This window comes from Brachybacterium sp. GCM10030267, from assembly GCF_042666875.1.
In the GTDB taxonomy this organism is placed as follows: Bacteria; Actinomycetota; Actinomycetes; order Actinomycetales; family Dermabacteraceae; genus Brachybacterium.
In genome coordinates this window covers 453250-477886 of the sequence record NZ_JBHTCX010000012.1, presented here as the reverse complement: position 1 = coordinate 477886, position 24637 = coordinate 453250, and the positions used below count along the sequence as shown (strand labels likewise).

The following is a 24637-nucleotide window of genomic DNA, read 5'->3' as shown; positions in this document are numbered from 1 at the left end:
GAGTCTAGAGCGCCGGATCGACCCAGCCGTGCTCACGCGCCAGGGCCTCGGCCTCGGCGCGATTGCGGGCACCGGTCTTGCCGATCGCCGAGGAGAGATAGTTGCACACTGTCTGTTCGGAAAGGTGCACCGACGTGGCGATGTCGGCGACGGTCGCGCCCCCGCGGGACCGCACCAGCACCTCCGCCTCCCGAGCCGTGAGCGGATTGGGCGGGGCGCTCAGGGCGGCGGTCGCCAGCTGCGGCTGGACGACCCGCTCCCCGGCGAGCACTCGACGGATCGCGGCGGCCAACTGGTCAGCAGGATCGTCCTTGACCAGGAATCCCCGCGCGCCGTCGGCCATCGCCTGACGCAAGTACGCCGCGCGCGCGAAGGTCGTGACGATGATGGCGGCACACCAGGGTGCTTCACCGGCGAGGCGGGGGAGTGCCTCGAGTCCGCTGCCACCCGGGAGGTCGATGTCCAGGAGTGCGACATCGACCCGGTGTCGCCGGACAGCCGGCAGTATCTCGTCACCTCGTGCCACCTCGGCGACGACCTCGAGGTCGTCTTCGAGGTTCAACAGCGAGGCCAGCGCGGATCGCAGCATCGCCTGGTCCTCGGCCAGCAGTACTCGGGTCACGGCGACGACGACTTCCTGTCATGAGGCGACGCGGCCCAGGCCGCGGATACCGGGAGGGTGGCCTCGAGACGGAAACCGTCGTCCGTCGGCCCGGCCGTGAGCGTTCCACCATGCTCATCGATACGCTCTCGGAGGCCTCGCAGACCCGCTCCGGCACGGAACGGTCGGGAGGTCCCGGGCCCGTCGTCGGCGACGACGAGCTGTGTCGCATTCGCGTCGACTGCCGCGACGATGTGGCAATGCTGCGCCCGCGCGTGGCGGACCACGTTCGTCACGCCCTCGCGGATCACCCAGACCAGGACGGCCTGAGAGTCCTGGTCGAGCCCGGGCGGAGGCGGGTCGATCCTGACGCGGATCCCGGCGGCACGCAGCGCCGCCCCGGCACGGGTCAGCTCGTCCTCGAGTCCGCCGTCACGGTAGCCCGCTACAGCGTCCCGGACCTCCGCGAGCGCGGTGCGCCCCAAGGACTCGATGTCTGCGCCGTGGGCGGTCGCCGATGCCGGATCGGCCTCGGCCAGCCGACGCACCGCTTCGGCTTTCACCACGATCACCGACAGGGTGTGGCCCAGCAGATCATGCAGGTCACGCGAGAACCGCAGCCGCTCGGCCGCCACCGCTGCCTCGGCCAGCTCGCGCCGGGTCCGGTCAAGCTCGGTGACCGTCGCAGCGAGGCGGTGGACGACGTAGGAACCCATACCGCTGAGCAGGGTGGTGACGGCCAGGCCGGCGACCACGCCCGCGTCGACGCGCGCCAGCATGGCCACGGCAACCGTCACCACCGTGATCAGGGCGATCGCTGCCGGACCGGTGTCGGGCGGGAGCACCACACTGGCGGTGATCGCGACCAGCGGCAGCGTCGCGAAGGCGAGGCCCGGACCGTCGGCTGAGGTGCCGGTCAGGAGAATCGCACCGGCCAGGACGCCCTCGAGGGCGAGGAGCAGGACGGGCGTCAGCCGGCGCCGTCGGGCTCGTGAGGGGCGGAGGACGACGATCATGGCGGCCGCGAAGGACGTGCACAGCGCGAGCATGAGGGCCAGGTCGAGCCAGCGTCGCTCCTGCACGGCCACGACCAGGAACGCCCCCAGCAGCAGGGGAGGCCACGCCAGCACCAGCCACGGGCCGAATCGTCTCCACCGGCCGCCCCTCGGGCCGGGCAGGTCGGGGCAGCGGCCGGCCGCGGGACCCGACGCGGCATCGGCACGGCCATCCGTGTCCATCGTCCTCGTATCCCGCGCAGTCATCGCGCGCAGCGCTCCGTCGTCGGCGTCGTCGGCAGTCTCGTCTCATCACGGTCGAAGGCGCGGGCCCCGGCAGAAACGCGGGCCCCGGCAGAATCGTACGCGCAGCCGCCGCTCCCGGGACCCGGGCCCATGGCGACCGCGGCTGCGAGCCGGCCTGCGCCGTGGGATCGGGCCGTCATCGCGACTCGGCCGGTCGCACCGCGGGCTCGGGATGCCCGGTGACGCCGGTGAATGCTCCCACGACCACGGCGGCCACCACGAGGTGGAGCAGGCTCAGTGTGATCGCGGCGCCGACGTCGCCGGTCATGGTGAGCGGTGAGGCCAAGGAGAGGACGGCGATGGTGACTGCGATGCCTCGCCACAGCCGTGGGCCGCGAGCCGTCCACCTCTCCAGGACTGCGAGGACGATCCAACCGAGCGCTCCGCTGAGCAGGGAGGAACCCACGACGGCAGCGAGCCCCGCCGTGCGAGCACCGACGGGTCCGCCGGGGACCTCGGCGACATCGAGTTCGACGCCGAGAACGGGCACCGCGATGGTCCAGACGGCGGCGGCCATGGCGGCGGCCGCGAGCAGTCCCATGAACCGGCGGAGACGGCTGGGCCGCGCGGTGGCGTCGGTGCGCGGAGCGGGGTGGGCGTTGGTCAGGTGACTCGTGCGATCCATGTCCGCGACACTATGAGCGGCGGCACCGGTTCCGGCAGTGCGCGTTGTCCCCGGGCCGGCGGTACGAATGTCCTCGTCGAGCGGGCGGCCTCTCCCTGTGAGCGTGCAGTATCGCCCGCAGGCAGACTGGTCAGAGCACCCCGCGCATGCCCTTGGTCACCGGCTTGGCGATGGCCAGCATGATCAGGCCGATGCCGATGGTCACCGCGCCGAGCACGCCGAAATAGGCGACCTCGTTCTCGGGCGAGTAGAACTGCGCCAGCGCCCCGGAGAGCGAGGTGCCCAGCGCCACCGAGAGGTTGTACAGCGCCATCATCATCACCGGGAACGCCGAGGGCGCCAGCTTCGTGGCCAGGGACAGACCCACCGGGGACAGGGAGAGCTCACCGAGCGTGGCGACCAGCATGATCATCGCGACCCACAGCACCGGCACGGCGACCACGGAGGCCATGGGCAGGAACAGCACGAAGGCGGAGCCCATCAGCATGATGCCGATCGCGAACTTCACCGGGGTGCCCGGCTGGCGGCGGCCGAGCTTGGTCCACAGCGCTGCGAAGAGCGGGGCCAGGACGATGATGAAGAACGGGTTGAACGACTGCACCCACGGGATGGGCATCTCCCAGGTGGGGATGCCCAGGACGCCGAACAGCTCCCGGTCCAGCCGGCTGTCCGAGTACAGCGTGATCACGGTGAACTGCTGCTGGAACAGAGCGAAGAACGCGGCGGTCCCGATGAACAGCGGGATGAACGCCACCACCCGGGACCGCTCGTCGGCGGTGACCTTCTTCGAGATCAGCAGCATCGCGAAGATGACCACGGCGCCGGCGACGGACAGGCCCGTCATGATGTTCGCCAGATTGCCGGGGTGGATCGCGCCGGCGAGGACCAGGGCGATCACCAGGGCCACGACGCCGACGGCGACCGCCGCCCACACCGCGAACTTCGAGCGCGGCAGGGGATCCGGGACGACCTGGGCGGTGGCCGGCAGGCCGCCACGGGTGAGGACGTACTGGGTCAGGCCGATGGCCATGCCGGCCGCGGCGAGGCCGAAGCCGAGGTGGAAGCCCCACTGCTGCTGGGCGAAGCCGGTGATCAGCGGGCCGAACAGGCCGCCGATGTTCACGCCCATGTAGTAGATCGAGAAGCCCGCGTCGCGGCGCGTGTCCCTCACGTCGTACAGCGAGCCGACCAGGGTCGCTGCGGTCGCCTTGAGCCCGCCGGAGCCGACGCCCACCAGCAGCAGACCGGCGATCAGACCCGGGACGCCCGGCACCAGCGCGAGTGCGATGTGGCCGAGCATGATCATCACGGCGCTGATGAACAGCGTCTTCTCCGGGCCCAGCAGGCGGTCGGAGACCAGCGCGCCGATGATGCAGAAGATGTAGACGGAGCCGCCGTAGGCGCCGACGATGCTCGCCGCCACCGTCTCGTCGATCCCGAGCCCGCCGCGGGTGACCTCGAAGTACATGTACAGCGCGAGGATGCCCTGCATGCCGTAGAAGCTGAAGCGCTCCCACAGCTCGACGCTGAAGAGGTTCGCCAGCGGGCGCGGCTGTCCGAGGAAGGTCTTGCCCGAAGGATTGTGCAGATCCTTCTCGCCGGTGGCGACGGCGGTCGCGCCACCGTCGCCGCCCGGCTGATCGGGCAGCGGCGCGGTCGGATCGGGGGTGTCGGAAGAATTCACGGTGAGCGATCCTGCGCCAGATACGGCGCGCGCGGCAATGTCACCGGCGCGGATGTGACGAAGCTGTCGGCCTGATGGGGCTCATGAAACGGGCATTCCCGGGCACGCCGGGAGAGCTCATCGCGCGGGCGACCCGGCCACCGGCGGCTGTCTGTCACCGGCAGCAGCCGGGCCGCCCCGGATGGTTCAGGACGCCGAGGCGGAGCGCGCCGAGCTGCGCCGTCCCGTCGAGCCGCCGCCGACGAAGCGGTCCAGGGCGATCGTTCCGGGGCCGACGGCGGCGAGCACGAGTGCGGAGACGCCGAGGACGCCGACGAGCTCCCAGCCCCCCTCGGCCACGAACAGCCCGGCGGGAACGTGGACCATGAAGGCGGCCACGGCCATGTCGACGGCGAGGACCACGCCGGCGAGCCCGGTGAACAGGCCCAGGATCAGCAGCGCGCCGCCGATCAGTTCGGCGAAGGCGACGACCGGCGCGGCGATCCCGGGAGCGGGAATGCCCATGCCCTCGAATCCCTGGGTGGTCGCCCCGAGTCCGTTCTGGCCGATCTTCTGCCATCCGTGCGCCATGAAGACGACGCCGACGACGAGCCGAGCGATCAGGAGTGCGGGGTCACGGAGGGCAGGGAAGCGGGATGCGGAGGAAGAGGCCATGTGAGCGTCCTTTCGGGGGACAGAGCGGCACCCGGAGGCTCCGGGTGGCCTCCACGGTAGAAGAAAGATCAATCAGGGCTCCACCCCGGGCCGTCGGCAGAACTCACCGCACGGAGTGGGCGCGCTGGATCAGCGGGCCGGCACGCTCAGGTGCGCAGGCGCCTGGTACTCAGCCGCTCAGGCAGTCGGCGGGGCCGAACCGGCGGGGCCCAGATCCGGCATCTCGTCGATCCCGAACTCGCGATGCAGCACGCGCTGCGCGGCGTGCCAGCCGCTCATGCCGTGGACCCCCGGGCCGGGCGGGGTGGCCGCCGAGCAGAGGTACCAGCCGGTCTCTGCCAGCCGGTACGGGTCCCACCGTGCGGTGGGGCGGGCGATCATGTCGGCCATCGTCACCCGGCCCATGGAGATGTCCCCGCCGACCAGAGCAGGGTTGTGCTCGGCCATGTCGGCGGCACAGACCCCACGGGAGGCGACGACCACGTCGCGGAACCCCGGCGCGAAGCGCTCGATCTGGCGGGTGACCAGCTCTGTCGGGTCCGTGGTGTCTCCGGCCGGCACGTGTGCGTATGCCCACACGGGGCGGAGACCGTCGTGGATCCGGCCGGGATCGGCGATCGAAGGGTCGCTGACCAGGGTCACGGGGCGCGCGGGAACCCGGCCCGCGGCGACGTCGGCCTCGGCGGCAGCCATCTGCTCCCGGGTGCCGCCGAGATGCTGGGTCCCGGCGCGGGCCACGTCGGGATCGCGCCAGGGCACCGGGCCGGAGAGGACGAGGTCGACCTTCGCGGCGGCGTTGCCGTGCGGAAAGCGGCGCAGGGAGCGCTCGAGGGAGCGGGGCAGACGGTTGGCGAGGATGTCCGCCGCCGCCCCGGCAGGCGTGTCGAGCAGGACCGCGCGGGCGGGTGGGACGTCGCGCCAGGTTCGCACGCGGTGGCCGGTGCGGATCTGCCCGCCGTGCTCGCGCAGGTCCGCGGTCAGCGCGTCGATGATCGTCTGGGAGCCGCCGACGGGGATCGGCCAGCCGGTGCCGTGGGCGAGCGTGCCCAGCAAGGACGCCGTCGCACTGAGGCCCAGGGAGGGCATGCGGCCGATGGCGTGCGCGGCGACGCCGCCGAGCAGTGCGCGCGCCCGATCCGTGCGGAAGGGGAGATCCCAGGCCGGCGTCCCCTGGGCCCCGAGCAGCGCACCGAACAGCGGTGCCACCGCAAGGGTGCGCGGGGTCAGGGCTGCTGGTGGCACCGAGCGCTTGTCGCCGAGGGCGAGCTGGACCACCAGCTCCCAGTTCCTCGACAGCGTCCCCAGGGTCGCGCGCCAGGCCGTCCCGTCGGCGCCGAGCCCGTCGGCCGTGCGCTCGACGTCATGCCAGGCGATCGCCGCCGGTTCGTCATCCAGCGGCTGCGCGTAGGAGGCCTCCGGGGCGACCATGGTCACGCCGCGGGAGGCGATGTCGAACGCGCGGAAGAAGGGGCTCGCCAGCGCCATGGGCTGGACCGCCGAGCAGATGTCGTGCACCAGCCCGGGGGCGAGCTCCAGATCGAGGGTCCGGGCTCCGCCTCCGACGGTCTCCTGCGCCTCGAGCACCTCGACCGTGAGCCCGGCCCGGGCCAGGGTGACGGCAGCGGCCAGGCCGTTGGGGCCGGAGCCGACGACGACGGCGTCGACCTCGGGTGAAGGGGATGCGCTCACAACGGTGAGCCTACGCGGAACCGCTCCGGTCGGACAGGTCCGGAACGCACTGTCGCGCGGCGTTCCGATCTGCTCCTCCGCACGGAACTGATCGGAACCGACACGGCGGTCGGGGCCGCAGCGGGGCGCGGGCCGCCCCGGGCAACTATTTACGAAACAGGGTCGTCGCGTAATGTGGGACGCATGGAGAGCACCTCAGCCGGATCCGCGTCCACAGCCACCGCACAGCGCGGACCCACGCGACCGCGGAAGCAGGCCGTGCTGGAGGTGACGGGCAAGACCCGCATCTCGCCCCGACTGCTGCGGGTCACGCTGGGCGGCCAGGAGTACTCGCAGCTGAACCGCAACGATCACACCGACGCCTACGTCAAGCTGCTGATCGCCGATCCGGCCGCCGGGCTGCAGCCTCCCTACGACCTCGACGCGCTGCGAGAGCAGCACCCGGATCTGCTGCCCGCCCGGCGTACCTACACCGTGCGCCACTGGGACGACGAGGCCCGGAGCCTGGATATCGACGTGGTCCTCCACGGCGACGGGGAGGACAGCGGCGTGGCCGCACGCTGGGCCGACGGCGCGCTTCCCGGTGACCGCATCGCCCTGATGGGCGCCGGCGGCGACTACACGCCGGCCGCCTCCACGGAGTCCCACCTGCTGATCGGCGACCACGCCTCCCTGCCCGCCATCGCGGCGTCCCTCGAGGCCATGGACCCCTCCGCCACCGGCGTGGCACTGATCCACCTCGATCACGACGAGGACCAGCTCGACCTGCCCCACCCTGCAGGGATCGAGCTGCGCTGGGTGATCGGGGCCCGCGAGCAGCTGCTGGAGGAGGTCTCCGCGCTCGATCTCTCCGTCCCCGAGCGCTTCGGGGTCTTCTGCCATGCCGAGCGGGGCCTGACCAAGCAGCTGCGCCGGATCCTGGTCAAGGAGGCCGGCATTCCGCGTGAGCAGGTCTCGATCTCCGCCTACTGGGCGCTGGGCCGCATCGAGGACCAGTTCCAGGCCGAGAAGCGCGAGCCGATCGGCGCGATCGATGACTGAACCCGGCCCGAGCTCCCCGGCGGGTCCGGGGGCCGAGGCGCCGGCGCCCGTCCCCGCAGTGGTGGTGGGACCGGACGGGCTCGCCCGGCCCACGTGGGCCTCCGTGCACGACGACCTGCGGGAGTACTACGACACCGAATGGGGCATGCCCGTCCGCGACGAACGCGGAGTCTTCGAGAGACTCGCCCTCGAGGGCTTCCAGTCGGGCCTGAGCTGGGCGACGATCCTGCGTCGGCGCGAGGGCTTCCGCCGGGCCTTCGCCGGGTTCGAGGTCGAGGCGGTCGCAGCTTTCACGGCGCAGGATGTGGAGCGGCTGCTCACCGACACCGGCATCATCCGCCACCGCGGCAAGATCCAGGCCACGATCTCCAACGCGCGCGCAACCATCGACCTGCGCAGCGCCGAGGGGATCGGCGCCCGTGGCGACCTCGGCCCCGGGGCGAGCCTCGCCGACCTCGTGTGGTCCTACCGTCCCGAGCGCACCCCGATGCCCACGACGCCCGCCGATGTTCCCACCACCAGCGCCGAGTCGATCGCCGCCGCCAAGGAGCTGAAGCGTCGTGGGTTCCGCTTCGTCGGCCCGACGACGATGTTCGCGCTGATGGAGGCGCTCGGGATCGTCGACACCCACCTCGTCGGCTCCCATCGCCGCGGCACCTCCGGCGTCTGGGCGGCGGACGGCACCCCGGCCTGAGCCCAGACCCCGCAGCGGCCTCCTGTCCGTCGGCCGTCCGAAACAGTTCGTCACAGTCCTCGTCGCCAGGACGAAGCGTCCTCGATCCTGACAGGACCGCGATCGAACCGAGGTCGCCGATGAACGACGCACCAGGGAGGCCCTTGTGAGCACCGCAGCGATACACGCCGGGTGGCGAGGCGACGACACCCATGGCGCCGTCGTGCCTCCTGTCTACTCCACCAGCGCCTACGCCCACCGCGACCACAGCTCCCTGAAGGACCTGTTCGCCCGGCGCTGCGAGGGCTTCGCCTACTCACGATCGGGGAACCCCACCACAGCCGTGCTCGAGGAGCGGATCACCGCGCTCGAGGGCGGGATCGGAGCGATCGCCGTGGCCAGCGGACAGGCGGCCACCACGATCGCCCTGTGCGCCCTGCTCGAGCCCGGCAGCCACGTGGTCGCCTCCGAGCTGCTGTACGGCGGCACCACCGAGTTCCTCGACGACACCCTGGCCGACCTCGGGGTCACCACCACCACGGTCGACCCCTGGGACCTGAACGCGTGGGAACAGGCCATCACGCCGCAGACCCGCGCGGTCCTGGTCGAGTCCATCGCCAACCCGGGCGCCCAGCTGGTCGACCTCGATGCCATCAGCGCCATCGCCCACGCCCGCGACGTGCCCGTGGTCGTCGACTCCACCCTGGCCAGTCCGGCGCTCTACCGCCCGGGCGAGCACGGGGCGGACATCGTCGTCCACTCCGCCACGAAGTACCTCTGCGGCCACGGCACCACCATCGCCGGGCTGATCGTCGACACCGGCAGCTTCGACCCGCGCCGATGTCCCGAGCGGTGGCAGCGGCTAACCACCCCCAATCGCCGGTTCGGCGTCACCTTCGCCGACGAGTACGACGGCGGCTGCTCCGGCTTCCTCGCCTACGCGCGCGCCAAATACGTCACCGACTTCGGCGCCACCCTTCCCGCGGCCAGCGCCCAGCAGATCCTCGTCGGCATCGAGACCCTCGACCTGCGGATGCGCAAGATCAGCGCCGACGCCGCAGCCCTGGCGGCTCGGCTGCACGGCTCCGCCGGGCTCACGCGGGTCAACCACCCGAGCATCCCGGGCCGGCCCGACGCCGCCGTCGCCGACCGCGACTTCCCTCGCGGGACCTCCGGCGTGTTCTCGCTCGAGCTCGACGGGGGAGAGGCGGCCGCCGCGGCCTTCTGCGATGCGCTGACGCTGTGGACCCTCGCCGTGAACATCGGTGATGCGCGCTCCCTGGTGTGCCACCCCGCCACCACCACCCACTCCCATCTCACCGAGGTCCAGCGCCTCGCCTGCGGCGTCGGCCCGGGCACCGTGCGCCTCAGCGTCGGTCTCGAGGACCTCGAGGATCTCGCCGCCGATCTCGAGCGCGGCCTGGCGGCGGCCCGGGCAGCCGTCCCTGGAACCGTCTCCGCCTCCCGGAGCGCGAGCATCGACGATCCGGATGGTCGGCCGGTCACCTCCTCCACGCCGGCAGAGGCCCCGGGGCCCTCAGAGCTCTCGCAGCCGCCGGTGCCCTCGTCCCAGAACGCCGTACCCGCCCCTCAGAGGTGACACAGCTCGCCTCCCGGAACAGCGCAAGCGGCCGGGAGGTTCGAGGGGGTGTGGAGACCTCCGTGCGCACCGCCGACGTCGTGGTGATCGGGGCCGGGCAGGCCGGCCTGTCCGTCGCCTATCACCTGCTGCGTCGTGGGGTGCGTCCCGCAGCCGGCGCCGACCGGCAGACCGCGGACGCGCTCGGGGAGGACCCGGTTCCGGGCGTGGGGACCTTCGTGGTACTGGATGCCGAGACGGGCCCGGGCGGGGCCTGGCGCCACCGCTGGGAGAGCCTGACCATGGCCACCGTCAACGGCATCCGCGAACTGCCCGGCATGCCCCGGGTGGACGCCGCTGCCGACGTGTCCGCGCGCCGTGCGGTACCCGACTACTTCGCGGACTTCGAGCAGCGCTTCGAGGTCCCCGTCGAACGCCCCGTCCGCGTGACGCTGGTCGAGGAGGACCCGTCCGCCGACGCCGCCACTGATGCCGACGCCGGTCCCCGCCGCGACTCGGGCTCCGGGGCGGGCCGTGCCCCGCTGCTGGTCCACTCCGTCGGCGCCGACGGCACGCCTCGGGCACCGATCCGCACCCGCGCGGTCCTCAACGCCACCGGGACCTGGACCCGGCCGTTCCGGCCCGCCTACCCGGGGGCCGGAGACTTCCGGGGCCGTCAGCTGCACACCGTGGACTATGTGCGCGCCGAGGACTTCGCGGGGCAACGCGTCGCAATCGTCGGCGGCGGTATCAGCGCCCTCGGTCACCTGCAGGAGATCGCCGAGGTCGCGACCACCTTCTGGTACACCCGCCGGGAGCCACGCTTCGAGGACCGGCCCTTCACCGAGGAGTTCGGTCGGGAGGCCGTGGCAGCAGTCAGCGAGCGCGTGGCCCGCGGACTGCCGGTGCGGAGCGTCGTCTCCGCGACCGGATTGGTGTGGACTCCGGCTCTGCGCGAGGCCCAGCGTCGCGGCATCCTCGAACGTCGTCCCATGTTCACCCGCATCACCGAGGACGAGGTTCTCGAGGCCGACGGGAGCGAGACCCCTGTGGACGTGATCCTGTGGGCCACGGGGTTCCGGCACGAGCTGCGACATCTCAGCCCACTTGGGCTGCACAACGAGCACGGCGGGATCTCCCTCGAGGGCACCGCCGTGGCGGGCGATGCCCGTGTCCATCTGCTCGGGTACGGACCGAGCGCCTCGACCATCGGTGCGAACCGGGCAGGTCGCACCGCCGTCCGGGACCTGATGCGCGCTTTCGCCGCGTGAGGACGCGGCGCGCGCCGGTTCAGGCCCCGTAGCGCTCGATCAGCCGGTCCAGCGCGGCATCCAGCTCCGGGTCGGTCTCCTGGCGCAGATCGTCGGTGAGGTACCACTCGACGATCTCGCGCGAACCCTCGGAGAAGGGTGTGGTCGCTTCCCAGCCGGGGACCAGCTGCTTGATGCGGGAGTTGTCGAACAGGACCGAATGGGCCTTGTCGCCGACCAGGCCCGGCCCGATCGACGGGATCTCCCGCGCGATCGCCTCCGACGTCACGTGGACGATGTCGACCTCTCGTCCCAGGGCGCGGCCGAGCTGCCGCGCGATCTGGTCCCAGGTCAGCGACTCATCGCTGGTGATGTGCACAGCCTGGCCGATGGCGTGGGGATTGCCGAACAGGCCCACGAAGGCCCTGGCGAAGTCATGGGAGTGCGTCAGCGTCCACCAGCTGGTGCCATCGCCGTGGATCACGATCGGCCGGCCGTCCAGGATGCGCCGGAGGGTGGTCCACTTGCCCTCCAGGGGGATCAGGGAGGGGCCGTAGGTGTGGCTGGGCCGCACGATCGTCATCGGGAATCCCGTCTCCCGGTAGGCCGCGACCAGCAGGTCCTCGCTGGCGATCTTGTCGCGGGCGTACTTCCAGAACGGGTTGCGCAGCGGGGTGGATTCGACGATCGGCAGCTGCGCGATCGGCTTCTGATACGCGGAGGCGCTGGAGATGTAGAGATACTGCTCGGTGCGGCCCGCGAAGATGCGGATGTCGTCGGCCGCCTGCTGCGGACTGAACGCACGGAAGTTCGCGACCACATCGAAGGTCCGGGAGCCGACAGCCGCCTCGAGCGAGGAGGGATCCCCGGCATCCCCGACGAGCGTCTCCACACCCTCGGGCACGGGGGAGCGCCCACGATTGAGGACCGTGACCTCATGGCCGCGCTCCAGCGCGACCCGGGTGACGTAGGAGCTGATGTTTCCGGTTCCACCGATGAGCAGGATACGCATGCTCATCACGCTACCGTCGGTGCTCCCTGGTGGCTACGGTGAGAGCAGGCCCCGCGCAGTCATGCGCAGCCCTGCACAGTCCTGAGGAGCACAGATGCCCACCGACCCCTCGCCCGGCGGCACCCTGACCACGGAACCGTCCCCGCTGCCGCCGCTGCCCGAGCATGATCTGCGCCGGGTGCTGTGCATCGTGGCCCATCCCGATGACATGGAGTACGGAGCCTCGTCCGCGGTCGCCGCGTGGACGGCAGCCGGCGTCGAGGTGACCTATCTGCTGCTGACCCGCGGCGAGGCCGGGATGGCCGATGCCCCCGAGATCATCGCCCCGCTGCGGGCGACGGAGCAGCGTCGCGCCTGCGACATCGTCGGCGTCGGCGACCTGCGCATCCTCGAGCACCCCGACGGCATGCTCGAGCCGAGCCTCGCCCTGCGCCGCGACGTCGCCCGGACGGTGCGGCAGGTACGCCCGGACCTCGTGCTCACCGCCAACTTCGACCTCGAGGCCTACGGCAGCCTGAACCAGGCCGATCACCGCGCCGCCGGGCTCAGCGCCGCCGACGGCACCCGGGATGCCGCCAATCCCTGGGTCTTCCGCGAACTGCATGAGCACGAGGGACTCGCCCCCTGGCAGGCGCGCGCCCTCCTGGTGGTCGGCCATCCCGAGCCCACGCACGCCAAGACCGTCGACGGCGATCACGTCCGGGCCGCCGTCGCCTCTCTCGGCGCCCACGAGGCCTACCTCGAGCACGTCACCGGCCATCCGGCCCCCGGCGACTTCATCCCCGAGATCCTGCGGGCCGGGGGAGAGGCGGCCGGCGCCGAGTACGCCGTCACGCTGCGAGTCCACGACCTCGGCGGCCTGGAACCGCCGACTGCGTGACGGCTCTGACCGCCTGGTCGCACCGCGGCATTGCCGCACCGGGATCCGGCTCCTAGGGTTATCAGCACACAGGACGACGAGCCACGGACCCGTCGGCGGCGTCCCGATACTCTCCGCCCCGGGGTCCGGGAAGGAGAAGACATGACCACGTCCATCCAGGAGAACTCCGACCTCGACCAGGTCCGCGAGCTCGCCGCGCAGCTGCGCGTCGATTCCGTCCGCGCCTCCACCAGCGCCGGCTCCGGGCACCCCTCCTCGAGCATGTCCGCCGCGGACATCCTGGCGACGCTGACCTCGAGGCACCTCCGCTACGACTGGGATCAGCCCGATGCCCCCGGAAACGACCACCTGGTCTTCTCCAAGGGGCACGCCTCCCCGCTGCTGTACTCGGTGTACAAGGCCGTCGGAGTCGTCTCCGACGACGAACTGATGAACGGCTACCGCCGCTTCGATCATCGGCTCGAAGGCCACCCCACCCCCGCACTGCCCTGGGTCGACGTCGCCACCGGCTCCCTCGGACAGGGCCTGCCCGACGCGGTCGGCATCGCACTGGCCGGCAAGTACCTCGAGAAGGCCCCCTACCGCGTGTGGGTGCTGTGCGGCGACAGCGAGATGGCCGAGGGCTCGATGTGGGAGGCGCTGGCCACGGCGTCCCACTACGAGCTGACGAACATGGTCACCATCGTCGACGTCAACCGGCTGGGCCAGCGCGGTGAGACCGCCCTGGGCTGGGACCTGGAGACCTACGCCGCACGGGTGGAGGCCTTCGGCGCCCGCGCCGTCCAGATCGACGGGCACGACCTCGAGCAGATCGACGAGGCCCTCGCCCTGATCGACGAAGACCCCGAGCGTCCCCTGGTGATCCTCGCCAAGACCGTCAAGGGCAAGGGCTACACGCCGATGGAGGACGCCCTGGACTGGCACGGCAAGCCGTTGCCGGAGGACAAGTCCCGCGAGGCGATCGAGGAGCTCGGCGGCGAGCGGAACCTGCAGGTGCGCGGCCCGAAGCCGCCCGAGGTCCAGCGCCCCGACCTCAGCACCGGCCAGGTCGAGCTGCCCACGTTCGACAAGGGCGAGGAGATCGCCACCCGCAAGGCCTACGGTGCGGGCCTGGCCGCCGTCGCGGCGGCGGACCAGCGCGTGGTGGCGCTGGACGGCGAGGTCTCCAACTCCACCGGTGCCGCCACCTTCGTCGACGAGTACCCGGACCGCTTCTTCGAGATGTTCATCGCCGAACAGCAGATGGTCGCCGCCGCCACCGGCCTGTCCACGCGCGGATACGTCGCCTTCGCCTCGTCGTTCGCGGCGTTCCTCACCCGCGCGGCGGACTTCATCCGCATGGCCCCCGTCTCCCAGGCGGACCTGCGGCTGGTCGGCTCCCATGCCGGCGTCGAGATCGGAGCCGACGGTCCCTCCCAGATGGCGCTGGAGGATCTCGCCCTGTTCACCGCGACGCAGGGATCGACCGTGCTGTACCCCTCCGACGCCACGTCGACGGTCGCGCTGGTCGAGCAGATGGCGGCCACCTCGGGCGTCAGCTACCTCCGCACCACTCGCGGCGGCTACCCCGTCCTGTACGAGGCGGGGGAGACCTTCCCCGTGGGCGGGTCCAAGACCGTGCGCAGCTCCGACAGCGACGACGTCACGATCATCGGCGCCGGCGTGACCGTGCACGAGGCGCTCTCGGCGGCGGAGACCCTCGGTGAGCAGGGCACCCGTGCCCGTGTCATCGACGCGTACTCGATCAAGCCGATCGACGTGGAAGGGATCCGGGCGGCGGTGGAGGCCACCGGTGGTCGCGTGGTGGTTGTCGAGGACCATCACCACGAGGGCGGCCTCGGCGCCGCCGTGCTGGCGGCCCTGGCGACTGCGCCGATCAATGATCTCCACTTCGAGCACCTCGCCGTCGACGGTGTGCCCGGCTCCGGCACCACGGCGGAGCTGCTCGGGTGGGCCGGGATCGACGCCGAGCACATCGCCAGCGCGGCCCGGAGCCTGCTGGAGGCCTGAGAGCCGCCGTCCTCTGCGCCGGCGCCGTCCTGTCGACGACCGGTGAGGCAGTCCCCGGCGCACGGAGCCGGCCGACGTAGACGGACCGACGTAGACGGACCGACTCAGACGGACCGACGCAGACGGACCGACTCAGACGAAGAGCCGCCCCTGATCATGGATCAGGGGCGGCTCTCTGCATGCGGCGGGTCAGGTGCTGCTGGAGCCGCTGCGCTCCCGGCCGAGCTTCAGGTCGTCCATGTCCTCGAGCTCGCGATCCTTGGTCTCCGGCACCCGCAGGAACACGAAGAGGAAACTGACCAGGGCGAACGCCGCGTACAGGCCGTAGGCGAAGGTCAGTCCGATGTTGGAGAGCATCGGGAAGGTGGTCGAGACCGCCCAGTTCGCGGCCCACTGCGCGGCGGCCGCCACGGCCAGCGCGGAGGCACGGATGCGGTTGGGGAAGATCTCTCCCAGCAGCACCCACACCAGCGGGCCCCACGTCGTGCCGAAGAAGATCACGAACGAGTTGGCGCCGATCAGGGCGATGATCGACCAGGGCTGCTCCAGCGTGACGCTCTCGGCGCCGTCGGTGGCGTGGGCGAAGGAGAAGGCCAGCGCCATCACCCCGAGCGAGACGGTCATCCCGGCGGATCCCACGAGCAGCATGATCCGTCGGCCGACCCTGTCCACCAGGATGATCGCGAGGATCGTGGCGAGGATGTTGATGACGGACGTGATGGTGCTGGTCAGCAGCGCCTGGGACTCCTCGAAACCGACCGAGCGCCACAGCGTGGTGGAGTAGTAGAAGATGACGTTGATGCCCACCAGCTGCTGGAACAGGGAGAGCAGGATGCCGATCCACACGATCGGCTTGAGACCGAAGCTGCCCCCGAGCAGATCGCGGAAGCTCTCCTTCTTCTCGCGCTCCAGCGAGTGCTGGATCTGCTGGATCTTCAGGTTCACATCGAGTTCACCGGTGAAGTCGTAGAGCACCTTGGAGGCCTTGTCGCGCTCGCCCTTGCCCACCAGGAAGCGGGGGGATTCGGGCAGGAACAGGGCCATGACGCCGTAGACGGCGGCCGGGATCGCTTCGATCACGAACATCCATCGCCAGGCGCTGACCCCGAACCACAGGGTCTCGGCCGCGCCGCCGGCGACCCCGGCCAGCAGCGCGTTGGACAGCAGCGCGACGAAGATGCCGAGCACGATCGCCAGCTGCTGCAGCGATCCGAGGCGGCCGCGGAATCGGGCCGGTGCGACCTCGGCGATGTACGCCGGGGCGATGACGCTCGCGGCGCCGACCCCCAGCCCGCCGATCATGCGCCAGATGATGAGGTCGACGACCCCGACGGCGAAGCCCGAGCCGAGCGCGGAGACGAAGAAGAGGCTCGCGGCGACCACCATGACGGTGATGCGCCCGTAGCGGTTGGCGAGACTGCCGGCGAACCATGCGCCCACGGCGCACCCGATCAGAGCGGAGGAGACGGCGAAGCCGGTGAGGCCCGCGCCGAGCTCGAAGTCGGCGGAGAGCGCATCGACGGCACCATTGATCACCGAGGTGTCGAAACCGAAGAGGAATCCGCCGACTGCGGCGGCCACGCTGATCACGATCACCTTCGGGTTCAGGTGCGTAGCCTGCGTCTCGCTCGACGAGCCGGTGGGCTGATCTGCTGAGGACATGGGACAGCTGCCTCCCGTGCGGGGACGATGAGCCGGGCCAGGCTACCGGCCCCCGATGCGTGGCGTGGGGATCAAGACCGGACGGTCGAGGCGTCGCGAGGGGGACCACCACCGGGGCGGATCCCCACCGGGTCCCGCCGGATGTGTCCGGGGTCATACCGATATTCCCTCGGCATGGCGGCGCTGGCCGGGAATAGGCTGAGCCCTGACGCGGTTGTCGAAGTGTCGGAGTTCCGGCCCGGCCCGTGGCGGCGGGCCGTCGCTCTGCCATGGCCGCCCGTGCCACCACCTTTCTTTACCCCTCCCGCACGTCGGCGGCCTCCGCCGGGGTGCGCTGACCGTGCAGGAGTCGCATGAGTACGACCGACACCGCCACCGCGCCGCCGTCCCAGCCCCAGATCAACCCGCAGGGAATGCGGGTCATCTGGCTGCTGCTGGTCGCGGCGTTCGTCGCCATCCTCAACGAGACCACGATGGGTATCGCGATCCCGCACCTCAATGCGGATCTCGGCCTGCCGCCCGAGTTGGGTCAATGGCTGACCAGCTCCTTCATGCTCACCATGGCCGTGGTCATCCCGACCACCGGCTTCATCCTGCAGCGGTTCACCACGCGCCAGGTGTTCCTGGCCGCGATCACCACGTTCGCCGTGGGCACCCTGGTCTGCATGGTCGCCAGCGGCTTCCCGATGCTGCTGGCCGGCCGCATCATCCAGGCCGGAGGCACCGGCGTGATGATGCCGCTGCTGATGACCACGATCATGGACGTCGTGCCCCCGTCCTCGCGGGGCCGCATGATGGGCCGGGTCGGCATGGTCATCTCGCTCGCACCGGCGATCGGCCCCACGATGTCCGGCATCGTCCTGGACACCCTGGGCTGGCGCTGGCTGTTCGGCATCGTGCTGCCCATCGCCATCGTCGCGCTGCTGCTCGGCGCTCGCTGGATGACGAACCTCGGTGAGTCCACCCGCGCCCCGATCGACATCTTCTCGATCGTCCTGTCGGCCCTGTCCTTCGGCACCATCGTCTACGGGCTCAGTCTGTTCGGCTCCGCCGAAGGCGCGGAGATCTCCGCCGCCACGATTCCCGGCACGTCCGCGATCGGCACCGGCGTCATCCTGCTCGTGTTCGGAGCGGTGGTGCTGGCCGGGTTCGCCTGGCGTCAGATCGTCCTGCAGCGTTCCGGCGCCGCGCTGCTGGACCTGCGCGTGTTCCGTTCGCGCAACTTCACCCTCGCTGTCGTCATCATGGGCATCGTGGCGCTGGCGATGTTCGGCACGCTGAACCTGCTGCCCCTGTACCTGCAGGACGTGGTCGGTCTGAACGCCGTGACCTCCGGCCTGATCCTCATGCCCGGCTCCATCCTGATGGGCCTGCTGGGCCCGGTGATGGGTCGCGTCTACGACGCCCGCGGCCCTCGGACCCTGCTGGTGCCGGGCACGCTGCTGATCGCCGGGGCGCTGCTGTTCTACTCGATGACCGCGCACGGCACCCCGGTGGTGGTGCTGATGATCGTCCAGGCCGGCATGTCGGTGGGCCTTGCGATGTCCTTCACGCCGCTGTTCTCGGCGTCGCTGGGCTCGCTGGTCCCGAAGCTGTACTCGCACGGCTCGGCCGCGTTGAACACGCTGCAGCAGGTCGGCGGGGCCGTCGGTGTGGCCATGCTGATCGGGCTGTACTCCAGCGTCCTGCACGCGGGTCAGGCCGAGGGCCTGGAGACGGCGGCGGCCGGTGCCCCGGGCGCCCGCACTGCCTTCCTGCTGGCAGCGATGATCGTGCTGGTGCCGGTGGTGCTCGCCTGGTTCGTCCGCAAGCCGGAGGAGTTCGACGAGATCCCGGAGCCCGCGGGCCACTGAGCCGTTCGCGGCCCGGGAGCCTGCGGCTCGGGATCCCCGCGGTCCCGGGCGGCGCTCACCCGGGGCGCCGGATCGCCTCGGCGTACTCATCGAGGATGTCCAGGATCCCCGAATGCTGCCAAACGCGGTTCCGCGAGGCGCCCGTCCGCTCGGTGAGGATCCCAGCGTCGGCGAGCTGCGAGATGGCCCGCTGCGCGGTGGTGTCGGACGTGCCGAGCGCAGAGCGCACATAGGCGGCGTTGAGCACCGGCTGTCCCACCAGCAGCGGCAGCAGCCTCCACCCCGCCGCCTGGGGGCGCAGACCCCCCAGGCGGCGGCGGTCACCATCCAGCTGCGCCGACAACGAGCCGATGAGCTGCCGGCCGGTCGCGGCGGCGTATCGGGCCGCCTGCGCGAAGCGCTCGACCACCGGCCGTGCATCCCCGGCGCGGAACGCCGTGAGCGAGTCGGTGTATCCCTCCAGCTCCCGCAGCAGGCCGGCGGAGATCGGCGGCGCGAGGGTCGAGAGCAGTCCCTTCCCGTGCAGCATGGCGTGCACCAGCGCGCGACCGGTACGACCGTTGCCGTCGGTGAAGGGATGGATCGTCTCGAACTGTGCGTGCGCCAGCGCCGCATGCAGCAGCACGGGCAGGTCCTCACGGCCGACGAACGCCATCAGGTCCTCCATCGCCGCGGGGACGTCCGCGGGCTCCGGGGCGACGAACACGGCGCCGACGGGTGAATGGCCGTTGCGGCCGATCCATACGAGCTGCTCGCGCAGCCCGCCTGCACTCCGTCCGTGCACCGCGTCCTCACCGAGAAGGGCGTGCTGCATCGTCAGCACCGCGCCGACATCCAGCCGGCGCGACAGGGCGATCGCCGACTCCATGGCACGCACGTTCGCGACCACCACCCGGGCGTTGGCGCTGGCCGACTCCTGCAGCTCGGCGAGGGCCAGCTGGCGGGCGCCCACGGTGAGGTCCTCGATCTGCGAGGACGACGCCGACTCCGTGCGCAGCAGGATCGCGCTCATCGGACCGAGGACCGGTCCCCGTGATGGCGACGCGCCGCCGGTCTGTGGGAGCGAGGTCGCGGCGTCGCGGTCCAGGGCCACCAGAGCGGATTCGGCGTCGGCCACGTCGGCCGCGAGATCGGAGGGGACGCGCCAGTCGCTCTCGGCGAGCCGAGCGGGCACGGCGGCGTGGTACCTCCCGGTGCCCGCGGTCCTCGCCCGCCGTGAGTGCAGTCCGGTATCGGGCACGGTCCAGGTACCCGCCCGCTGACCGATCGGCGGCACGGGGAGGCTCGAAGCCACCGGCGAGGCGGCGTCGGCGTGCGAATGATCTGTGCCCATGGTGGCCCCTTACTGACAGTTCTCGCGAAACTGTAAGTAGCAAGCCTACGCTCTGTACCGTTCCGGCGCACCGGCCCGGCCGGGGATCAGTTCTCCGCCGCCGCCTCGAGGCGCTCGAGCTCCTGCTCCGCGACCGCCGGATCGAGCTTGACGAAGATCGGGGTGGGCTTGACGACCGTCTGCCCGACCGCGACGGGACGGTGTCCCCACGCCGGCACGTCGGTGTAGTCACCGGTGATGATCGGGTACCCGGGGCCGCCGTCGAGATCCTCGACCTCCTCGATACGGGGCATCGGCGCCATCTGGCGGTCCCCGCCCAGCGCCTTCTCCACGGCGTTGGCGGACTGCGGCAGGAACGGGGCCATCATCGTGTTGAGGTCGGTGACGGCCTGGGCGAGCACGTGCAGCACCGTCAGCAGCCGCGGCCGCTGCTCCTCGCTCTTGAGCTTGAACGGCTCGGTCTCGGAGACGTAGCGATTGGCCTCGCCGACCAGCCGCATGACCTCGGCGATCGCGGCGCGCTGACGGTGAGCCTCGATCAGCGAGCCGACGGTCGTGAAGCCCTCTCGGATCGCCGCCAGGAGACGCTCGTCGATCTCCTCCAGCTCACCGGCCGCCGGGATCTCCCCGACGTTCTTGGCGATCATCGCGGCGGTGCGGTTGATGAGGTTGCCCCAGCCCGCGACCAGCTCGTTGTTGGTGCGGGAGACGAAGTCGACCCACGTGAAGTCGGCGTCCTGGTTCTCCGGACCGGCGGCCGAGATGAAATAGCGCAGCGCGTCGGGCTGGTACCGCTCCAGCACGTCGCGCACGTAGATCACCACGCCCTTGGAGGAGGAGAACTTCTTGCCCTCCATGGTGAGGAACTCGCTGGAGACGACTTCGGTGGGCAGGTTCAGCTCCCCGAAGGTCCCGGGCTCGCCGCCCTTGTCGCCCGCGCCGTTCTGCGCGATCAGCTCGGCCGGCCAGATCTGGGAGTGGAAGACGATGTTGTCCTTGCCCATGAAGTAGTAGTTCAGGGCGTCCGGATCGTTCCACCAGCGACGCCAGGCCTCCGGGTCACCGGAACGGCGCGCCCATTCGATCGAGGCGGACAGGTAGCCGACCACGGCGTCGAACCAGACGTACAGGCGCTTGTTCGGCTGGTCCTCCCAGCCCGGCACCGGGATGCCCCAGTCGATGTCGCGCGTCATCGCACGAGGCTTGATGTCCTCGAGGATGTGCTGGCTGAACCGGATCACGTTGGGTCGCCACAGACCCGTCCCCTCGCGCTCGTCCAGCCACCGGCCCAGTTCGCCGGCCAGGGCCGGGAGGTCCAGGAACCAGTGGGAGGTCTCCACGAACTGCGGGGTCTCGCCGTTGATGCGGGAGACGGGGTCGATGAGGTCGGTGGGGTCGAGCTGATTGCCGCAGTTGTCGCACTGATCGCCGCGGGCGCCGCCGGCGCCGCAGATGGGACAGGTGCCCTCGATGTAGCGGTCCGGCAGAGTGCGCCCGGTCGAGGGCGAGATGGCACCGGAGGTGGTCTTCTCGACCATGTACCCGTTGTCGCGCACGGTGACGAACATGTCCTGGACCACCTGCTGGTGGTTACGGGTGACAGTGCGGGTGAAGAGGTCATAGGACAGCCCCAGGGCGACGAGGTCCTCGACGATGAGGCGGTTGTTGCGGTCGGCGAGCTCCTGGGCGCTGACGCCCTCGGCGTCGGCGGCGACCAGGATCGGCGTGCCGTGCTCATCGGTGCCGGAGACCATGAGCACGTCGTGACCGGCCATGCGCATGTAGCGCGAGAAGACGTCGGAGGGGACGCCGAAACCGGCGACATGGCCGATATGGCGGGGACCGTTGGCATACGGCCAGGCGACCGCGGACAGGACTGTGCTCATAGCGCACCAGTCTACGAACAAGCTCGCCCCCGCGCGGACGACCTGCTCGGCGCGGTGCACAGAAGCATCTGCGGGGCGGCGCGAACAGCACGGTGTGGACAGCACGGTGCCGGCGCCCGCCCGGATGGCAGAATCGGCGGCCAGCCCGCTGACGGCCGCCGACGACTCCCGAGGAGCACCCATGCCCCGTGTCCACACCTCGCACGTCTATCTGCCCGGCGGCGACCCGGCCTCGGGACGCCACGAGTACGACGTGGCAGAGCTGCGGCCGTTCTTCCTGGTGGGTGACGAGGACGATGCGGAGTTCGGCTCCGACGGGTTCGTCACCGCGGCCTCGGCCAAGGATGCCGATGTCCTCAGCACCCTCCCCAAGCGTCCCCACGGCCCGACGCTCTCCTACGAGTACTACCCGGGGCGCGGGTTCTCCTTGGCCTGGAGCCGCGTGGAGGCGGACGGCCGCCTGCAGCCGACGGTGATGAGCGTGGGAAACCGGCAACTGCTGCACGGGTTCCTGGTGAAGCCGAATCAGGCACAGGTGCCGATGGGGACGTTCATCAGCGGTGAGCTGGCCTTCCGGGTGCTCGAGGACTTCGCCGCCGCGCCGGACCGTCTCAGCGGTGCGATCGACTGGGTCGCCGCGAACGATCTGGACTGGCCCGACCCGGAGGAGTGAACTCGCGCCGGCAGAGGCCGCTGCTCACGTTCTGTGCCCGAGCGCTGCGGCGGGAGTCAGTCGGACCCGTCGACGTGGTGGTGCAGCGCGTTCCAGCCGAAGGCAGCGGCAGCACGCACATGCCGCAAGGAATCATCGAGGAAAGCGATCTGACTCGGGGCGAGCGTCTGCCGCAGTTCCTGCTCGATGCGATCATGCGCCCGTGAATAGGCCTCGGCGTCCGGCTTCGCCGCTCCGAGATCCGCAGTGTTCAGGAGGAACCGGCGGTCGGTGCCGAGGAACGGCCCGAGTCCCAGGGCATCCAGCTCCGCCGGGACCCGGTCCGTGCCGTTGGTCAGAACGAACACTGCGATGCCCTCTCCTCGCCAAGTGGCCAGGGCGTCGAGCACGTCCCGGTCGACGACGGCCGGCGTCGCCGCCCAGCGGTCCACCGCCGCTCGGGCCGCGACAGGGTCTGCTCCGGCGTCGACCAGCTGGATGCTCGCTCGTTCGCGCCAGTGGGCGTGGGTTCCTCGTCCTCGGACTACATCATCGAGATACGGGTGCCGCAGGATGGCGGTGAAGACGGTCCCCGGCTCAGTTCCGAGCTCCTGATCGAGCTCGGCCCACAGTGACTGGTCGAACCGGCGAAGCACGCCGTCGAGATCGGAGACGACCGCCCGGATGTCGTGCGATGCGATCAGAGAGCGCAGCGGTGGCAGGGAGTCCGGCATGGGGCCAGCGTAGTGACGCGGCGGCGCACCGGCCCCCGGTGAGCGCCAGCACGCACCGGATCGCGTCGATCGGATGGTCGGCGTCGGCGATGCTGCGGCGACGGGAGCCCGATACCCTGTGGCCATGAGCACTGAAGGACTCTCTGCAGCGCAGAAGAAGATGGCCGACGACGGAGTCGCGCAGACCGCGATCGACGTCTTCACCCACTACTACGGTCAGCTCGAGGAGGGCGTGACGGGAACGATCCCCGAGGACACGATCGAGCCCTACCTCGATCCGCCCCGCCTCGAGGACGTCACCATCGATCCGGCGCACGCCAAGCAGGTCTTCGATCAGCTCGCCGTCATCAACCTCAACGGCGGCCTCGGCACCTCGATGGGGCTGGATCAGGCGAAGTCCCTGCTGCCTGTGCGTGAGGGCAAGAGCTTCCTGGACATCATCGTCGAGCAGGTCCTGGCGGCGCGGCAGGGGACCGGATCCCGACTGCCGCTGATCTTCATGAACTCCTTCCGCACCCGCGAGGACACGCTGGCGGTGCTCGAGAAGTATCCCGACCTGCCCGTCGGCGACCTCCCGCTGGACTTCCTGCAGAACAAGGAACCCAAGCTGCGAGCTGACGATCTCACCCCGGTCCAGTGGCCGCAGGACCCGGCGCTGGAATGGTGCCCGCCCGGCCACGGCGACATCTACACCGCGCTGCAGACCTCGGGCGTTCTCCAGCAGCTGCTGGATGCCGGCTTCAAGTACGCCTCCGTCTCGAACTCCGACAACCTCGGCACCGTGCCCAGTCCCGTCCTGGCGGCCTGGTTCGCCTCCACCGGGGCCCCGTACGCCGCCGAGCTGTGCCCCCGCACCCCGGCGGATCGCAAGGGCGGACATCTCGCCGTGCGGAAGTCCGACGGGCGGCTCATCCTGCGTGACACCGCGCAGACGCCGGAGGAGGAGATGGACTACTTCACCGACGAGCACCGTCATCCGTTCTTCCACACCAACAACCTGTGGTTCGACCTCGAGCAGCTGTCCGCCGTGCTCGAGGAGCGACAGGGCGTGATGGGGCTGCCGCTGATCCGCAACGAGAAGACCGTGGATCCCGCCGACAAGACCAGCCCGAAGGTCTACCAGATCGAATCCGCGATGGGTGCGGCGATCGAGGTGTTCGAGGGGGCGACCGCGATCGTCGTCGGCCGCGACCGGTTCCTGCCGGTGAAGTCCACCAGCGACCTGATGCTGGTCCGCTCCGACGCGTACACCCTGGACGGGCGCGCCGCGCTGGTCCAGCAGGTCGACTCCGCCCCGACGATCACGCTCGCCCCGGAGCCCTACAAGCTGATCCAGGACTTCGAGCTGCGCTTCCCCCAGGGCGTGCCCTCGCTGCGGGAGGCGAAGAGCCTCGATGTCCAGGGGGACTGGACCTTCGGGGCAGATGTCTCCGTGATCGGTGACGCCGTGCTCGGTGAAGAGGGCGGCGAGGTGCCCGAGGGCGCCCGCGTCGGCTCCATCAGCAACGCCTGACCGCG

At 70.8% G+C, this 24637-nt stretch carries 20 protein-coding genes; 9 read left to right on the top strand and 11 right to left on the bottom strand.

Annotated features, from left to right (window positions below; translation table 11 throughout):
- Positions 1-4 precede the first annotated feature (4 nt).
- From ACFQS2_RS13220 to ACFQS2_RS13195, 6 genes are all read right to left on the bottom strand, one after another.
- The gene (locus tag ACFQS2_RS13220; RefSeq protein WP_377794022.1) at positions 5-622 is read right to left on the bottom strand and encodes a response regulator; all 618 of its coding nucleotides are present in this window, start codon (positions 620-622) and stop codon (positions 5-7) included.
- Positions 619-1839: a sensor histidine kinase gene (locus tag ACFQS2_RS13215; RefSeq protein WP_377794021.1), complete on the bottom strand. Its 1221-nt coding sequence runs from the start codon at positions 1837-1839 to the stop codon at positions 619-621. Before ACFQS2_RS13215 ends, ACFQS2_RS13220 begins: the two co-directional genes overlap by 4 nt.
- Positions 1840-2038: 199 nt before the next feature.
- Positions 2039-2527, bottom strand: a complete 489-nt coding sequence (locus ACFQS2_RS13210; RefSeq protein ID WP_377794020.1) for a DUF6069 family protein — start codon at positions 2525-2527, stop codon at positions 2039-2041.
- Positions 2528-2657: 130 nt separating this feature from the next.
- Entirely contained in the window at positions 2658-4211 is a 1554-nt protein-coding gene (locus tag ACFQS2_RS13205; RefSeq protein WP_377016726.1) for a peptide MFS transporter, read from the bottom strand.
- Positions 4212-4397: 186 nt separating this feature from the next.
- On the bottom strand, positions 4398-4865 hold the full coding sequence (locus ACFQS2_RS13200; RefSeq protein WP_377016728.1) for a DoxX family protein: 468 nt from the start codon (positions 4863-4865) through the stop codon (positions 4398-4400).
- Positions 4866-5042: 177 nt separating this feature from the next.
- Positions 5043-6554 carry a phytoene desaturase family protein gene (locus ACFQS2_RS13195; RefSeq protein WP_377794019.1) on the bottom strand — a complete coding sequence of 504 codons (1512 nt, stop codon included), beginning with the start codon at positions 6552-6554 and terminating at the stop codon, positions 5043-5045.
- Positions 6555-6737: 183 nt separating this feature from the next.
- On the opposite strand from ACFQS2_RS13195, the gene ACFQS2_RS13190 reads away from it, so the two are divergent.
- The 4 genes from ACFQS2_RS13190 (at position 6738) to ACFQS2_RS13175 (ending at position 11118) form a co-directional block, all read left to right on the top strand.
- On the top strand, positions 6738-7595 hold the full coding sequence (locus tag ACFQS2_RS13190; protein ID WP_377016732.1) for a siderophore-interacting protein: 858 nt from the start codon (positions 6738-6740) through the stop codon (positions 7593-7595).
- Positions 7588-8289: a DNA-3-methyladenine glycosylase I gene (locus tag ACFQS2_RS13185; protein WP_377016734.1), complete on the top strand. Its 702-nt coding sequence runs from the start codon at positions 7588-7590 to the stop codon at positions 8287-8289. The genes ACFQS2_RS13190 and ACFQS2_RS13185 overlap by 8 nt, the downstream gene beginning before the upstream one ends.
- Before the next feature lie 145 nt (positions 8290-8434).
- Positions 8435-9868 (top strand): O-acetylhomoserine aminocarboxypropyltransferase/cysteine synthase family protein, encoded by a 1434-nt coding sequence (locus ACFQS2_RS13180; protein WP_377016736.1) that lies wholly within the window; start codon positions 8435-8437, stop codon positions 9866-9868.
- Positions 9869-9930: 62 nt separating this feature from the next.
- A complete protein-coding gene (locus tag ACFQS2_RS13175; RefSeq protein ID WP_377794018.1) occupies positions 9931-11118 on the top strand; it encodes an FAD-dependent oxidoreductase in 1188 nt (395 codons plus the stop codon).
- A 19-nt stretch (positions 11119-11137) separates the two neighbouring features.
- Here the strand turns inward: ACFQS2_RS13175 and ACFQS2_RS13170 are convergent, their stop codons facing one another.
- Complete coding sequence (locus ACFQS2_RS13170) at positions 11138-12115, bottom strand: SDR family oxidoreductase (RefSeq protein ID WP_377794017.1); 978 nt, start codon at positions 12113-12115, stop codon at positions 11138-11140.
- An 88-nt stretch (positions 12116-12203) separates the two neighbouring features.
- On the opposite strand from ACFQS2_RS13170, the gene ACFQS2_RS13165 reads away from it, so the two are divergent.
- Together ACFQS2_RS13165 and ACFQS2_RS13160 are read left to right on the top strand one after the other, a co-directional pair.
- Entirely contained in the window at positions 12204-12989 is a 786-nt protein-coding gene (locus tag ACFQS2_RS13165) for a PIG-L deacetylase family protein (protein WP_377794016.1), read from the top strand.
- A gap of 141 nt (positions 12990-13130) precedes the next feature.
- On the top strand, positions 13131-14999 hold the full coding sequence (locus ACFQS2_RS13160; RefSeq protein ID WP_377016744.1) for a transketolase: 1869 nt from the start codon (positions 13131-13133) through the stop codon (positions 14997-14999).
- A gap of 189 nt (positions 15000-15188) precedes the next feature.
- Here ACFQS2_RS13160 and ACFQS2_RS13155 read toward each other — a convergent pair whose 3' ends face one another.
- Positions 15189-16661: a sugar porter family MFS transporter gene (locus ACFQS2_RS13155; RefSeq protein WP_377016746.1), complete on the bottom strand. Its 1473-nt coding sequence runs from the start codon at positions 16659-16661 to the stop codon at positions 15189-15191.
- A gap of 353 nt (positions 16662-17014) precedes the next feature.
- Between ACFQS2_RS13155 and ACFQS2_RS13150 the strand changes: the two genes are divergently transcribed.
- Positions 17015-18514 (top strand): MDR family MFS transporter, encoded by a 1500-nt coding sequence (locus tag ACFQS2_RS13150; RefSeq protein ID WP_377794015.1) that lies wholly within the window; start codon positions 17015-17017, stop codon positions 18512-18514.
- 55 nt (positions 18515-18569) lie between these two features.
- Here ACFQS2_RS13150 and ACFQS2_RS13145 read toward each other — a convergent pair whose 3' ends face one another.
- Entirely contained in the window at positions 18570-19688 is a 1119-nt protein-coding gene (locus ACFQS2_RS13145; RefSeq protein WP_377794014.1) for a Fic family protein, read from the bottom strand.
- Positions 19689-19933: 245 nt separating this feature from the next.
- Positions 19934-21733 (bottom strand): methionine--tRNA ligase, encoded by a 1800-nt coding sequence (gene metG / locus ACFQS2_RS13140; protein WP_377794013.1) that lies wholly within the window; start codon positions 21731-21733, stop codon positions 19934-19936.
- A gap of 181 nt (positions 21734-21914) precedes the next feature.
- On the opposite strand from metG, the gene ACFQS2_RS13135 reads away from it, so the two are divergent.
- Entirely contained in the window at positions 21915-22406 is a 492-nt protein-coding gene (locus tag ACFQS2_RS13135) for a hypothetical protein (RefSeq protein ID WP_377016754.1), read from the top strand.
- 56 nt (positions 22407-22462) lie between these two features.
- On the opposite strand, the gene ACFQS2_RS13130 is transcribed toward ACFQS2_RS13135, so the two are convergent.
- Positions 22463-23119 carry an HAD family hydrolase gene (locus tag ACFQS2_RS13130; protein ID WP_377794012.1) on the bottom strand — a complete coding sequence of 219 codons (657 nt, stop codon included), beginning with the start codon at positions 23117-23119 and terminating at the stop codon, positions 22463-22465.
- Between the two features lie 124 nt (positions 23120-23243).
- Between ACFQS2_RS13130 and ACFQS2_RS13125 the strand changes: the two genes are divergently transcribed.
- A complete protein-coding gene (locus tag ACFQS2_RS13125) occupies positions 23244-24632 on the top strand; it encodes a UTP--glucose-1-phosphate uridylyltransferase (RefSeq protein WP_377016756.1) in 1389 nt (462 codons plus the stop codon).
- Positions 24633-24637: the final 5 nt, after the last annotated feature.

Bases quoted from the DNA above. Each gene is read 5' to 3' on its own strand.
- ACFQS2_RS13150 (WP_377794015.1), top strand. From the start codon at position 17,015: ATGAGTACGACCGACACCGCCACCGCGCCGCCGTCCCAGCCCCAGATC.
- ACFQS2_RS13160 (WP_377016744.1), top strand. From the start codon at position 13,131: ATGACCACGTCCATCCAGGAGAACTCCGACCTCGACCAGGTCCGCGAG.
- ACFQS2_RS13165 (WP_377794016.1), top strand. From the start codon at position 12,204: ATGCCCACCGACCCCTCGCCCGGCGGCACCCTGACCACGGAACCGTCC.
- ACFQS2_RS13200 (WP_377016728.1), bottom strand. From the start codon at position 4,865: ATGGCCTCTTCCTCCGCATCCCGCTTCCCTGCCCTCCGTGACCCCGCA.
- ACFQS2_RS13185 (WP_377016734.1), top strand. From the start codon at position 7,588: ATGACTGAACCCGGCCCGAGCTCCCCGGCGGGTCCGGGGGCCGAGGCG.
- ACFQS2_RS13130 (WP_377794012.1), bottom strand. From the start codon at position 23,119: ATGCCGGACTCCCTGCCACCGCTGCGCTCTCTGATCGCATCGCACGAC.
- ACFQS2_RS13190 (WP_377016732.1), top strand. From the start codon at position 6,738: ATGGAGAGCACCTCAGCCGGATCCGCGTCCACAGCCACCGCACAGCGC.
- ACFQS2_RS13170 (WP_377794017.1), bottom strand. From the start codon at position 12,115: ATGAGCATGCGTATCCTGCTCATCGGTGGAACCGGAAACATCAGCTCC.
- metG (WP_377794013.1), bottom strand. From the start codon at position 21,733: ATGAGCACAGTCCTGTCCGCGGTCGCCTGGCCGTATGCCAACGGTCCC.
- ACFQS2_RS13155 (WP_377016746.1), bottom strand. From the start codon at position 16,661: ATGTCCTCAGCAGATCAGCCCACCGGCTCGTCGAGCGAGACGCAGGCT.
- ACFQS2_RS13210 (WP_377794020.1), bottom strand. From the start codon at position 2,527: ATGGATCGCACGAGTCACCTGACCAACGCCCACCCCGCTCCGCGCACC.
- ACFQS2_RS13135 (WP_377016754.1), top strand. From the start codon at position 21,915: ATGCCCCGTGTCCACACCTCGCACGTCTATCTGCCCGGCGGCGACCCG.
- ACFQS2_RS13215 (WP_377794021.1), bottom strand. From the start codon at position 1,839: ATGGACACGGATGGCCGTGCCGATGCCGCGTCGGGTCCCGCGGCCGGC.
- ACFQS2_RS13125 (WP_377016756.1), top strand. From the start codon at position 23,244: ATGAGCACTGAAGGACTCTCTGCAGCGCAGAAGAAGATGGCCGACGAC.